Raw genomic sequence first — 12,158 nt, 5'->3', positions numbered from 1 at the left:
CCTTCAATCACCAGCGGAAGGGGTTCCAGGACCGGCCGCGCTGGTTTCCCCACTGCCGCTCGGCCCTCTTGAGCTGGTCCTGCTCGCTGCGGGAAGCCTCCGCGAGCATTCGGACATGGTTCGCGTACGGCTCCCGCAGCGGCCCCTGGTAGACCAGGCCCAGCATGTAGTCGGCGAACTCCTCGAACCGGTCGTCGACCGTGCTGTTCGCGAAGACGATCCGGCGCGCCAGCCACACGTCGTGGATCGGCCGTTCCGGCGTGAGCCACGCCTGGAACGGCGCGACCAGCAGCTGTGGCGGGATGTTGCGCAGCAGCCCCAGCAGGTCGTTGGCGATCCGATCGCCGCGGGCGCCGGCCCGGCAGTGCTCGGCGAACTCGTTGTATCGCAGGAGGGACTCGTCCAGCCGGGCCCTCCACTGCGGGCCCAGCTGGAGCGACGCGATCTCCTCGGGGTGGTTGTAGCAGTACGCGCTCACGTGCGGCGCGACCCGGTCGATCAGCTCGGGTCCCACATGGTTCGCCATCGCCACGGCCCGGCGTGTGCCCTCGGCCGTGGCCGTGTCGGTGTTCAGGACGTTCATCAGGCCGTCCACGATGGCCGCGCGCCGGCGCTGGACCGTGTGCAGCCCGATGACCTGGCACAGCGCGGTCGCGTAGGCGTCCGACGGCCGCCCACGGGTGCGGTTGAGGAACGGCGCGTTGTGCTCGCCGACCAGCATCAGCGCGTCGATGTAGCCCTGCGACTGCGCCGACGGCATCGTCCGGAGCTCGAGGAGCCGGCGCAGGGCGGACAGGATGCTCGCCTCGTGGTCCGTCGACTGCACCATGGCCCCGGCCAGCGCCGGGACCATCGGCACGATCACCGTGTCGAAGTGCCCGGCGGTCACCGCGGCTTCCAGGACGTACGGCACGCCGCCCGGCCACTGGGTCTGCATCATGTCGACCAGCGCGGGCGAGATGAACCGCGAATTGCCCTTCACCGCCGCGATCACCGGGCTGACCCAGCGCAGCAGGCTCGGCACGGTGGCCAGCCAGAGGTCGCTCAGCGCGTCGAGCCCGCGCATCCCGGCCGCGTCGAACCGGAACGTGGACAGCAGCGTCGCGGTCGCTCCGGCGTGGGCGAGGAACAACCGGTGGATGTCCGGGTCGGCGAACTCGGTGCCGGCCGGCGGATCGGACAGCAGCTTGCGCCAGCCGGTCACGGTCGCGCCGGTCGGCTGCTTGGTGACCATCTCGGTCACCTTGACCAGCAGCTGCTGCGGCCAGCCCGGGCCGAAGCGGTGGGCGAGCACGAACCAGACCCGCAGCGCGTCGACCCGGTTGGCCGTGAGGTCGGCCTGGATGCGCCGGTGCACCTCGTCCGACACCGGCGGGGCCGACCACTGCGCGGCCACCACGGCCTGGGCCTCCCCGTCGCCTCCGGCGGCGGCGCCGGTCAGGAACCGGGCCACCACGGTCTGCCGTTCCGGGGTCTCGAAACCTTCCCAGCCGAACGTGTCGAGCACCTGTGCCACGCGGACCGCCGACCCGCGCTCGTTGACGATCTCCCGGTACACCGAGGCCGACAGGTCCATCGCGGCCAGCAGGTCGACCGCCTCCGGCGCGCTCCGGCAGCGCGCGGGATCGCTCTGCTGGGCCAGGTGGCCCACGATCTGGCGCCAGGTCAGCCCCTTGCTCGTCAAGGCGCGCAGGATCCGCAGGTATTCGATCGCCTCCGGACCCTGCGGCTCGGCCGGCGGCTGGTCCGGGCTCACCTCGATCTGCCCGGCCACCGCCCGCTCGGCGACCGAGAGCCGCATCGTGTGCTTGACCCGGTAGCTGGCCCATGTGGCGGCGCTCAGCCGGGCCCGGTAGGCGTAGGGCAGCAGGGCGAACACCGCGTCCAGACAGCGCAGCCGCTGGCCCAGCGACATCGGGGCCCGGTCGATGGCGATCACCACCTGCCGTCCCTCGAGCAGCAGCGCCGCCACCCCGGCCGCCCACTCCGGGCCGACCTGCTCGATGGCCGTCTCCGACACCTCGGCGTGGTCGGGGTGCAGGGGCAGCGAGACGCCGTCGGCGTCGGCCCCCACCGGCGCGCCGTTCACCTCCTCCCAGCCCAGCTTCATGGCGCGGGCCTGGTCGAAGAAGGTGGTGCGGGTACGCGCCGCCTCCTCCCACGGGATCAGCAGCAGCCGGGTCGGCGTGACGACCTGGCCGGTGCCGTCGCGCCGGTCGCTCCAGTCGACCCGCATGACGCAGGCCGCCGTGGCCGGTTCGCCGGCCGTGCCGACGAAGCTGAGCCAGGGCAGCGCCTCGGCCCGGCCCAGCCCCTCGTCGTCGGCGTGCGCGGTCAGGCCCATGCGGATGTACTGCTCGGCCATGACCGGGCTGATGCTGCCGTCGAGGATGGTGTAGTCCATCGTCTGCCCGGCGTGCTTGCCGAACAGCGCCCACCCGGCCCGCACCGGGGTGGCCGCCGCCGCGGCCGGGTCACCGGCCGCCGTGCTCGGGTACATGCCGCTTCCCTACCGCCGAGCGGCGCGGATGCGCCGCTCGAGGAAGATCAGCGGCTCCAGGACGTTCACCGGCCTCGGCATGCCGCGCAGGCCGGTGTCGCCGTCGATCTGCTCGGTGTTGCGGAAGTCGCGGAAGTCGAAGATGTTGTTGCTGTTCAGCCGGAACCCGATGGCCGAGGTCGCGAAGTAGTTGATCCGGTCGGGGTGGAAGTGCGTGCTCAGCGCCGAGCGCACCAGCTCGGTGTTGCCGCCGAGCAGCCGCTCGCAGACCCAGGCGAAATATTCGGCCGAGCGCTCCTCGGGGATGCGGGGCAGGCGCTGCCCGTCCTGGTCCTGCCGGACGAAGTTGGTGTTGCTGACGACGTGCCGGAACAGGTGCTCGTCGTCGAACTTCGTCACGCAGACCGCGACGTAGTGCGGCAGCTTGCCGTGGTCCATCTGGCCCGAGGCCGACATGCGGGTGGTCAGCCGCTGGAGGGCGCTGAAGAACGCCTCGAAGTTCATCTGGACCTCGTTGCGGTTGAGCACCGGGTTCATCAGGTAGATGAGGCCGTTGGCGTTGGCCAGGTGCTCGATCGCCTCCTCGCTGATGCGGCCGTTCTCGTAGAAGGAGCCGGGCGGGTCGTGCAGCTCCAGCCGGAAGTCCACCGAGTCCGGCACCGGCTTGCGCTTCGAGAAGAAGTTGCGGCCCCAGCCGGCCGGTGGTGGCGTGCCGTGGAACGTCCAGCTGATCGGCTCGATGACCCGGTTGGGCCGCGGGAAGCGCCGTTGCACGACCAGCCGGTTGACGCTCTGGTTGAGATAGTCGGCGGCCAGGTCGTCGGTGCCGGCCACCACCCACGAGCCGTGGCCGCCCTGCATGGCGGCGATCGGCAGCGCGGCCAGATAGGTGCTCTTGCCGGACCGGGTGGAGCCCCACAGCCCGATCCGTACGGTCGAGTCCTGCACCTGGCCGGGGCGCATGCCGCCCGGGATCGGCAGCGGCGCCGGCTCGGTCATCGTGCGGTTGCTGTTGCTCGGCGGCGGCGTGGGCGGGGTGTCCATCGGGATCGGCGGCACGTTGATGCCGAGCGGCGACGGGGCGGGCTCGGGAGGAGCGGGCTGCGGTCGGCTGGGCGCCGCCGTGGTGTCGTCGAACATGGCGAACGGGTTGGCCGGGGCGGACGGGCGGGTGCCCGGCGGCGGGTCGGCCGGGCCGGAGCCGCGGTCGGACTGGCGCGGCGGCCGGCTGTTGTTCGCGGGCGGCATCGGGTCGTCGACCAGGCCGTCGTCCGCGTCGTCCGCGTGGTTGTTGTTGCCCGAGGTCCAGATGGTCATGTCGGCTCCTTGTCGTGTGTCTCGGCTCAGGCGCCGATGCTCGCCCGCAGCGCGGTGGTGGCCAGCTCCACGCCGATCCGCTCGGCGACGCCGAGCACCCATCGGCCGACCCCGGCCAGGTGGCTGCGGACGGTGTTCTCGTCGCCGGCCCGGGCCGCCGCCTCGGCCTGGCGCACCTGCTCGATGGACTCCTGCTCGACCGGCGTGCGCGGGCCGGTCTCCAGGACCGCGCGCAACTGGGCCAGCTGGTCGGCCAGGCGGCGCAGCTCGGCCGAGCCGCCCGCGTCCTGCGCGGCCTGGTGGGTGGTGGCCTGGTTGTTGCTCCCGCCCATGTTCCCGGTGTTCTGCACCGGGGCGTTGAACTGGAACGAGTCGCCCATGGTGGTTGCTCCTTGCCGCGCCTCGGCGCTGTTGTAGACGTTGATGTTGCTGAGCTGAGCGCGGTGCAGAGACGCCCGCAGGTCCTTGTTGTCCTCGCGGAGCCGGCGCTCCCGCTCGGACCGGCGGTCGAGGCCGGCCAGCATGAACTCCAGCGTCGAGATGTCCGGCCGCTGGGCGGTCAGGCCGACCTCCTGGTTGCGGACCCCGAGCCGGTTGATGTCCATGAGGTGCCGGCGGGCCTTGCGGATGAACTCGCCGGCCCGCTCCCAGTTCCCGTCGTCGACGGCGATCTCGGACTCGGCGTAGTTGATCCAGAACGAGATCGTGCCCATCTCGAGCCGGCGCAGGGCGAGCACGTGCCGGCCGGCGGCCGAGGCGCTCGCCGCGTTCAGCGAGATCTGGTACGACTCGAGGGCGGCCGTGCCGGTCACGATCATGTCGCGGAACCGGCCCGCGTGCCCGGCCATCATCATCTCGACCACGCCCTGCAGGGCCGCGATGTCGACCATCGAGCCGTTCAGGTCGCGGACCAGCTCGGCCAGCACGGCGCGCAGCGGCGGCAGGTCGTCGGTGTCCACCTCGGCGATCTCGGCCAGCAGCTCGTCGAAACCGGCCCGGACGCTGTCGAGCAGGTCGTGCGCGCCCCGGTAGTTGCCGATGCGGGACTGGCCGATCGACTCGTACAGCTGGGCCGTGGCCACCGCGACCCGCTTGCGGATCTCGCCGACCGGCGCCTGCGGGTGGTCGCTCTCGGAGAGCTCGTCGAACAGCTCGTAGCCCTGGCGGAGCTCCTCGGCGGCCGACTCCAGGTCGCCCTGGATGCGGAACTGCTCGGCCGTGGTCATGTGCCGCTGGCCCTCGATCATCAGCAGCAGGCCGTCGGCGGCCGAGCGCCACCACCCGTAGAACTCGGCCTCCTCGGGCGTCCGGCCCTCGCGCGAGGCCTCCCGGGCGGCGATCCGGCGCAGGGTCCGGTTGAGCTCGGTGACCATGTCGAGCACCTGCACCGACCGGTCGTGCTCGACGGCCAGCAGCAGCCTCGTCGCCTCGGCCAGCAGCCCCTGCTCCAGGGTCGCCTCCGCCTCGACGTACCTCTCGAACTGCTCCCGGGAAAGCTCGTCGAGGGTCTCCAGGGCGGTGACCTCTTCGAGCAGCTCGTCCATCGACCGCGGCGCGGCGTCGGTGCTCATCCGGCCTCACCGCCGTCCTCGGGATAGGTCATGACGCCGAACGGCGGCGAGGAGGCCGTGCGGTGGATCAGGATCCGGGTGCCCGGCGGCGGCTGGTTCGCCATGATCCAGCGGTTGAGCGGCACCCGGATCCACTGCTCCAGCAACGGATCGCGGATCGGGCGGGCGCCCAGGTCGGCTCCGGTGACCATCACCTGTTCGACGACGGCCCGGTCGATCGCCTCCCGGTCGAGGATCAGCTCGAAGCCGCGGGCCCGGGCCGACACGATGATCTGCTCGAGGAACTTGCCGGCGATGCTGCGGATCACCTGCTCGCGCAGGATGTCGAAGACGACGACCCCGCTGCCGAGACGGCCCAGCAGCTCCGGGCGGCCCAGCTCGGAGGTGAAGAACCGGCTGACCTCGTCGGTGAAGTGCCGCCGGATGAACTCGTAGCTGGGCGGGGCGCCGGGGTGGGCCGGCTGGAGCGTGGAAGCACCCACATTGGAGGTGAAGATGACGATCGAGTGCGAGAAGTACGCGGTGCGGCCCTGCCCGTCGGTGAGCCGGCCGTCGTCGATGATCTGCAGGAACTTGTCGAAGATCTTCGGGTGCGCCTTCTCGATCTCGTCGAACAGGATCACGCTGAACGGGCGCTCCAGCATCCAGTTGGTCAGCACGCCGCCCTGCTCATGGCCGATGAAGCCGGGCGGGGCGCCGGTGAGCCGCTCGCTGGTGTGCTCCTGGCTGAACTCGCTCATGTCGAAGCGGCGCAGCGCCGTCTCGTCGTCGAAGACCAGCTCGGCCACGGCCTTGGCCAGCTCGGTCTTGCCGACGCCGGTCGGGCCGACGAAGAAGAACACGCCCTTGGGCCGGCTGCCGACGTCGGCGTCGCCGGCCACGAAGTCGATGCCGACCCGGGCGTTGACCAGGGCGTCGGAGACGGCCCGGACGGCGGTGGGCTGGCCCATGACCCGGGCGTTGAGGGCACGCTCGGCGTCGCGGACCCGGTCCATGTCCAGGTGCTCCCACGGGTCGTCGCGGACGCCGAACCGGTGCCGGGCCACGAGCTTGCGCGGCGAGTTGGGGCCGATCTCGGTGATCCGGGAGGTCACCTGGAGGGCCTGGATGTCCCGTACGCCCATGCCGTCGGTCAGCGTGACCAGCGTCGTGACCGCGTGGCGCAGCGAGTCGGGCCCGGCCCCGGCGGCGCCGTGGAAATCGTTGATCTGGCGCTGGAGCAGGTCCTCGCGCTCCTGGGCGCTGGGCAGCTCGGCCAGCACGGTGGCCACGTCGGGACTCTCGCGCAGCCACTCGGGCAGCGAGCCGATCTCGCGGCAGACGAAGACCAGCGTGTTGCGCAGCGGCTGGCCGCCGGTGAGCACGTCGGTGCGGGCGGCGTCGCCGAGCATCCGGCGGACGTGAGCGACGTTGACCGCCCGGCGCTCGTCCGCCTGCGCCTCGTCGCCGACGACCAGGTCGGCCGCGTCCATGATGACGGCGCTGGGCGTGCGCCGCTGGGTCATCAGCTGGCGGATGGTGATCAGGGCCTCGGTGGTGGTGCGGGGGCGTGCCGGCGGGGCGTTGCCGAGCGCCTCGCGCGTGTTGGCCTCGGACTGCGCGAGCCGGCCCGTCCGGTTGCTGAACGGGGCCCAGTTCCCGTTCGGGCGCTCCTGCTGGGCCGGCAGCGCGGACGGCGCGGTGCGGCCCGCCCGCTCGGCCAGCATGCGGGCGTTGTCGTCGTGATAGGTGAGGCCGTCGACCAGGCTGTGCCGGCCGACCACCTCGAAGCCGGCGCCGGCCAGGAACTCGGCCAGCACCTCGGCCAGCGGCAGGTACTCGTGATCCCAGCGGACCAGCTCGTCGACGTGGCCGTGCACCAGCAGGTGCCGGCCACGCTGGAGCTCGTGGAAGGCCCGGACCAGCCAGGCCGCCACCCGGGGAGTGTCGCTTCTCATCCGGCCGTCCGCCCCCGCACGCCCGGCCGGGCGCTGTGGGCGTGGGCGGCGGGCGGCGGCTGGTCGCCGTCCTCGTCGTCCCACTGGACCGTCCCGGGCTCGAAGCCCTCGCTGCGGGTCCGCTCGCTGAGCCGGTTGATGACCGACAGCAGCGATCCGCACTCGCCGGCCTTGCCGGTGCCGGCGGCGACCGCCTCGTGCATCGTGTCGGTGCTGTAGAGCACCTCGGTGGCGTTGCCGGCGCCGTCGCGCAGCAGCACGGCGAACTGCTGCCCGTCCGTGCTTCCGGCCCGCAGCTCCATCGCACCGTCCTCGCGCTGCACGAAGCTGTTGCGGTCGACCGAGAAGCCGGCCTCGGGCAGCGCCTGGATGATCGAGTTGAGCAGCTCGCGGCGCTCGATCACCCGGTCGATGTGCCCGTCGAGCGCGGCCTCGGCCCGGTCGACCAGGCCGGTCAGCTCGGGCAGGGCGGCCAGCACCCGGCCCGCGTCACCCTGCCGCACGGCCGTGGCCATGTCGCTGAGCCGCGCGTTGATGCCGTCGGAGTCCGGCAGCGGCACCCGGGCCTGCTCGGCGTCGGCGCGCAGCTCGGCGAAGCGGTGGTAGACCTCCTCGGCGGCCTCCCGCGCGGCCGTGGTGCGCGCCTGCTCCTCGGCCCGGCGGGCGAGGACCTTGTCGAGGTGCTCGCGCACGGCCTGGGCCGCGGTCTCGGCCCGGGCGTCTGACTTCGCGGGTGCCTTGCCGGCGTAGCGGCGGGCCGTGTCGAGCAGTTCCTCGCACTCTTCGGCGCCGCCGCGGTCGTAGCGGGCCCGGACGTCGGCCGGAATCTCGGTGAGCTGAGCGGCCACCGCCTCCACCCGCTCCTGCGCCTGCTCCCGCTGGTGGTCGTCGATCCGCTGGCGCAGGCCGACGAGCGAGCGCTCGACCTCCTCGGCGATGCCCGCGGCGGCGCCGACGGCGGCCCGGTCGGTGGCCGAGCGGATCCGCTCGCGGGCCTGCTCGAGCCGGTTCTCGGCGGCCTGGTCGCCGGCCAGCCCGGCCGTGGCGGCCTCGCGGCTCAGCGCGGCCACCCGCTCGGCCACGTCCTCGGCCCGGCTCAGGGCCAGCGCCCGGGCCCGTTCCAGGGCCGCCGCCAGCCGCTGCCGCTCCTTCTCCTTGCGCTGCTCCTCTCGGCGCTTGCGGGCCTGTTCGGCCTGCCGCCGGCGGATTTCGCCGCTGGACACGGTCTGGTACTTCGGGGATCCGCTCATGGGTTCCGCTCCTGCTTCTGTTCAAGGGGCTCGAGCTCGAGCCGGTTCTCGATCCATTGCCGGAAGCCCGCCACGGGCGGGACGCCGAGCCAGCGCACGCTCTCGTCGGCGGCGACCTCGATCTGCAGGCCGGCGCTGAGATCGGGCGCGTCGCGCAGGGCGGCGTGCCGGCCGGTGAGGAAGTGCAGGCGCTGGTTGGCCGAGCCGCGCCAGCGCAGCGCCGCCTGCCGGTGTGCCAGGAACGGCCCGTCGACCAGCAGGTCGAGCTCGGCCAGCAGCCGGTGCTGCCCGGGCGTGCCATGGGCGCGCAGATGCTCGATCGTGTAGCCGGTGTAGCTCATCACCGACAGGTCGCGGCGCTCGCGGACCGCGGCGACCAGAGCGGCCACCGCACCGGCCTGGGCGAACGGCTCGCCGCCGCTGATGGTCAGCCCGTCGGTGGCGTGCTCGGCGATGTCGGCTGCCAGCTCGGCGACGTCGCGGGCGCGGGTGTGGTCGAACGGGATCCATTGCGGGCTCACGCATTCCGCGCAGCCGATGCCGCAGCCCTGCACCCACACCACGTAGCGGCTACCGGGGCCGAGGACCGTGCAGGCCGGATGGGTCTCGGCCACGTCGAGGGTCGTCATCGGAGCCCCCGGGAACCCGAGGGGAAGTGGTCGGCGATGCCGGCGTCGTAGCGCGCGCACCACGGGCACGGCCCGAGCGCGGCCGGGAAGAAGTGATTGGCGTTGCGGGGGCAGCCGAGCAGGTCGTTGAGCACACCGCGCAGCACCCGTTCCCACTCGGCGGCGCTCGGGCGTACGTGCGGATGGGTGTGCCCTTGGGAAAGCGCGCGAAAGGCCAGCTGCTGTACGACCCTGGGCAGCACCCGCAGGTCGAGCCGGCCGGCCACCGGGACCAGCCGCTCCGGGGTGAACAGGGCGCTGGTGCCCTCCCGGATGTTGCCCTCGACGCCGTGGTCGGGGCCCCGCAACGGCCGGCCCTCGAACGGGTGGTCGCCGTCCATCAGCAGTTGGCAGAGCAGGATCGCCATGCCGAACAGGTCGTGCGACGGCGCCAGGTGCCGGGCCGGGCTGCCCAGCGCCTCGGGCGAGCAGTACTCGCGGGTGGCCATGTCGGCCGGGAAGACCTCGCGGGACCAGTCGTCGACGAACTGCACGCTGTCGCAGTCGATCAGCGCGACCCGGCCCGACCGGTCGACGATGAGGTTGTTCGGGCTGACGTCGCCGATCACCACGTCGACCCGGTGCAGCTGCCGGTAGATCGAGCTGATCCGGATCGCCGCCTGCAGGCAGGTGGCCCAGGTCGGGTGGTCCAGGAACTCCAGGCGCTGGTCGGCGTCGAACAGCGCGTAGAGGGAGGCGCCGTCGAAGCGGGGGAGCACCACCGAGCGGATCCGGCCGGTCTCGTCGCGCAGCGGCCACTTCGGCCAGGCGATGACCTGCTCGCCGCCGTCCGGCCACTCGGTGGGCCGCTGCTTGAGCAGGCCGTTGACCCGGCGGTCGAGGTCCTCGGACGGCTCGAGGAAGAACTTGAAGCAGACACCGGGCTCGTCGAGCAGGCCGAGCACCACGCCCTGGCCGCCCTCGCCCAGGGGCACCAGCGGGCCGAGGTTGATCGGGCGGCCGGGTTCGATGTAGAGGGTCACGCGCGCACCGCCAGCACCATCGTCTTGTCGTCGGCCGAACTGGCGGTGAAGTCGGGCGACCGGAGGCGCTCGGCCAGGTCGGACGGCCGGGCCGCCGGATCGGCGAACATGCGCAGATAGGCGGTGAAGTCGGCCGGCGCGAGCAGCGCCGGCTCGCCGTCGGCGTCGCGCCCGGCGGCCAGCACGGCGTCGAGCACCCCGTCGCTGCACAGCGCGAGCCCGGTGATCTCCGGATCCTCGATCACTCCGCAGCGCACCGCAGTCGCGCGGCCCCGCGAGGTCAGGAAGACCGTGCTGCCGAGGGAGGGTCCGTTGTCGGGAGGCACGACCAGATGCGCGCCGCCGTCGCGATGCTCGACGACGAGGAAGCTGTCGCCGACGGCCAGGAAGACGTACGCCGGAGGGCGCGCGACGACCGCTATGAGGGTCGTGGCGTAGTCACCGCGCTCGCCACCGAGCCGGGCCAGGCGGCGGTCGAACAGGCCGAGAACCCTTCCCGCATATCGCCTCGCCGGTTCCGCCCCGAACTCGTCCAGGACGGCGGTGGCGTCGCAGGCGGCGTCGACGGCGAGGCGGGCGCCGGTCGCCGACCGTACGGCCGAACCGGCCCCGTCCGCCACCGCGAGCACCAGCCGGTCGCCGTCCGCGCGCCAGGCGAACGCGTCCTGGTTGCCGGCGCCCCGCCGCACATGCTCCGGACCGGTCACCGACACCGGCACCACCCGCCAGCCGGCCATCACGCGTCTCCCCGCGCGTGGTCGGTGATCCAGTCCATGGCCGACTTGCGCTTCTTGAGCCGGGCCGTCATCTCCTCGGTCCGCACGCCCTCGGTGCTGCGCACGACCCTGTCGATGCTCTGCCGCACGGCGCCCAGCACCGACGCGAAATCGGTGCCGTCGGCCTGGTAGTTCTTGTCCGGGGCGAGCGCCTGCAACACCTTGGCGTCGGCGCCGCGCACCCCGAAGGCGAAGAACATCAGGCCCTGCTCCTGCTCCTGCCGGCGCAGCTCCGGGGCGAGATTGCGCCACAGCTCGCACGGCTTGCCCCGCTCGTCGGAGGGCGCGCCGTCGGTCAGCAGGAAGACCAGGGGTGTGTACGCCATCTGGATGCCCTCACGGGCGAGAGCCTGCCGCCGCTGGTCCATCACCTGCAGGCCCTGCTTGATGCCGGCCACCATCGGCGAGAAGCCGCCCGCCCGCAGCGTCGGCGGCTGGAACCGGGTGATCGGCGCGAAGGGCTCCCCGCCCCGCTCGTGCCCGGTGGGGTCGACGACGCGTACGCCACCCGCGCCGAAGGTGACGACGGCGATCTCGCTGATGTGCCGCAGGTGGTTGTCCGCGTGCACGCTCTCGCGCCAGGACCGCAGCGCCTCGTTGAGCTGGCCGATGGCGTCGTCGCGGGCCATCGACGACGACGTGTCGACGACGAGGGTGATGAGCAGCCGGCTCTTGCTGCTCTGCACGGGCGGGAAGCCGACGGCGGGGGAGGTCATGCCCGGGTCACCGTCAGCTCGCCGCCGGCCGTCCGCACCCGGCAGAGGGCGCCCGGCGCGAGGCCGTCGGTGCCCGGCGCGGGCGTGGCCCACAGGAGCAGGCCGTCATGCTCGACATAACCGCCGGCCGGCCCGAAGTGGGCCCGGACCCGGACGGTGGCCCCGGGCTCCGGCCGGGCGCCACCGAACGCCGCGACCTCCGGATCCTCCTCGGCCGCCGGACGCGGAAGGAGGACGACCACGGCGCAGGCGGCTAGGACGAGCCCGGCGGCCACGCCGGCCGCCGGGTTGAAGTCGTCGTCGCCGCCGAGCGCGGCGCCGGCCGCGAGGGCCCCGGCGACCGGCAGCAGGGTGCCGGCCAGCAACGCCGGCGCGGATACGGTCTGCATGGAGGTGCCTCCAGGTCGGACTGCTTGTCGCCCCAGTACTGACGGACAGCA

At 72.9% G+C, this 12,158-nt stretch carries 10 protein-coding genes; all 10 read right to left on the bottom strand.

Annotated elements, in window-relative coordinates:
* Positions 1-7: 7 nt before the first annotated feature.
* From CRP55_RS51785 to CRP55_RS44975, 10 genes are read right to left on the bottom strand one after another with little or no spacing between them, the layout of a single operon-like run.
* On the bottom strand, positions 8-2,500 hold the full coding sequence (locus CRP55_RS51785) for a hypothetical protein (RefSeq protein WP_101536252.1): 2,493 nt from the start codon (positions 2,498-2,500) through the stop codon (positions 8-10).
* 9 nt (positions 2,501-2,509) lie between these two features.
* Complete coding sequence (locus tag CRP55_RS45015) at positions 2,510-3,817, bottom strand: hypothetical protein (RefSeq protein WP_097328231.1); 1,308 nt, start codon at positions 3,815-3,817, stop codon at positions 2,510-2,512.
* 26 nt (positions 3,818-3,843) lie between these two features.
* Positions 3,844-5,388 (bottom strand): hypothetical protein, encoded by a 1,545-nt coding sequence (locus tag CRP55_RS45010; protein ID WP_097328230.1) that lies wholly within the window; start codon positions 5,386-5,388, stop codon positions 3,844-3,846.
* The gene (locus tag CRP55_RS45005; protein ID WP_097328229.1) at positions 5,385-7,325 is read right to left on the bottom strand and encodes an AAA family ATPase; all 1,941 of its coding nucleotides are present in this window, start codon (positions 7,323-7,325) and stop codon (positions 5,385-5,387) included. The genes CRP55_RS45010 and CRP55_RS45005 overlap by 4 nt, the downstream gene beginning before the upstream one ends.
* Positions 7,322-8,575 carry a coiled-coil domain-containing protein gene (locus CRP55_RS45000; RefSeq protein WP_097328228.1) on the bottom strand — a complete coding sequence of 418 codons (1,254 nt, stop codon included), beginning with the start codon at positions 8,573-8,575 and terminating at the stop codon, positions 7,322-7,324. The genes CRP55_RS45005 and CRP55_RS45000 overlap by 4 nt, the downstream gene beginning before the upstream one ends.
* Positions 8,572-9,204 carry a 4Fe-4S single cluster domain-containing protein gene (locus CRP55_RS44995; RefSeq protein ID WP_097328227.1) on the bottom strand — a complete coding sequence of 211 codons (633 nt, stop codon included), beginning with the start codon at positions 9,202-9,204 and terminating at the stop codon, positions 8,572-8,574. Before CRP55_RS44995 ends, CRP55_RS45000 begins: the two co-directional genes overlap by 4 nt.
* A complete protein-coding gene (locus CRP55_RS44990; RefSeq protein ID WP_143235382.1) occupies positions 9,201-10,226 on the bottom strand; it encodes a protein kinase domain-containing protein in 1,026 nt (341 codons plus the stop codon). Before CRP55_RS44990 ends, CRP55_RS44995 begins: the two co-directional genes overlap by 4 nt.
* Positions 10,223-10,963, bottom strand: coding sequence for a PP2C family serine/threonine-protein phosphatase (locus CRP55_RS44985; RefSeq protein ID WP_097328225.1), 741 nt, complete (start codon positions 10,961-10,963; stop codon positions 10,223-10,225). The genes CRP55_RS44990 and CRP55_RS44985 overlap by 4 nt, the downstream gene beginning before the upstream one ends.
* On the bottom strand, positions 10,963-11,718 hold the full coding sequence (locus CRP55_RS44980) for a vWA domain-containing protein (RefSeq protein ID WP_097328224.1): 756 nt from the start codon (positions 11,716-11,718) through the stop codon (positions 10,963-10,965). Before CRP55_RS44980 ends, CRP55_RS44985 begins: the two co-directional genes overlap by 1 nt.
* Positions 11,715-12,107, bottom strand: coding sequence for a hypothetical protein (locus CRP55_RS44975; RefSeq protein WP_097328223.1), 393 nt, complete (start codon positions 12,105-12,107; stop codon positions 11,715-11,717). The genes CRP55_RS44980 and CRP55_RS44975 overlap by 4 nt, the downstream gene beginning before the upstream one ends.
* Between the last annotated feature and the right edge of the window lie 51 nt (positions 12,108-12,158).

It is taken from the genome of Paractinoplanes atraurantiacus, assembly GCF_900215205.1.
Classification (GTDB): Bacteria; Actinomycetota; Actinomycetes; order Mycobacteriales; family Micromonosporaceae; genus Actinoplanes; species Actinoplanes atraurantiacus.
The sequence above is the reverse complement of the archived record's forward strand: the minus strand, read 5'-3'. Positions and strand labels throughout refer to the sequence as shown.

Excerpts from the sequence above, each read along its gene's own strand:
- CRP55_RS51785 (WP_101536252.1), bottom strand. The coding sequence starts at position 2,500 with ATGTACCCGAGCACGGCGGCCGGTGACCCGGCCGCGGCGGCGGCCACC.
- CRP55_RS45015 (WP_097328231.1), bottom strand. The coding sequence starts at position 3,817 with ATGACCATCTGGACCTCGGGCAACAACAACCACGCGGACGACGCGGAC.
- CRP55_RS45010 (WP_097328230.1), bottom strand. The coding sequence starts at position 5,388 with ATGAGCACCGACGCCGCGCCGCGGTCGATGGACGAGCTGCTCGAAGAG.
- CRP55_RS45005 (WP_097328229.1), bottom strand. The coding sequence starts at position 7,325 with ATGAGAAGCGACACTCCCCGGGTGGCGGCCTGGCTGGTCCGGGCCTTC.
- CRP55_RS45000 (WP_097328228.1), bottom strand. The coding sequence starts at position 8,575 with ATGAGCGGATCCCCGAAGTACCAGACCGTGTCCAGCGGCGAAATCCGC.
- CRP55_RS44995 (WP_097328227.1), bottom strand. The coding sequence starts at position 9,204 with ATGACGACCCTCGACGTGGCCGAGACCCATCCGGCCTGCACGGTCCTC.
- CRP55_RS44985 (WP_097328225.1), bottom strand. The coding sequence starts at position 10,963 with ATGGCCGGCTGGCGGGTGGTGCCGGTGTCGGTGACCGGTCCGGAGCAT.
- CRP55_RS44980 (WP_097328224.1), bottom strand. The coding sequence starts at position 11,718 with ATGACCTCCCCCGCCGTCGGCTTCCCGCCCGTGCAGAGCAGCAAGAGC.
- CRP55_RS44975 (WP_097328223.1), bottom strand. The coding sequence starts at position 12,107 with ATGCAGACCGTATCCGCGCCGGCGTTGCTGGCCGGCACCCTGCTGCCG.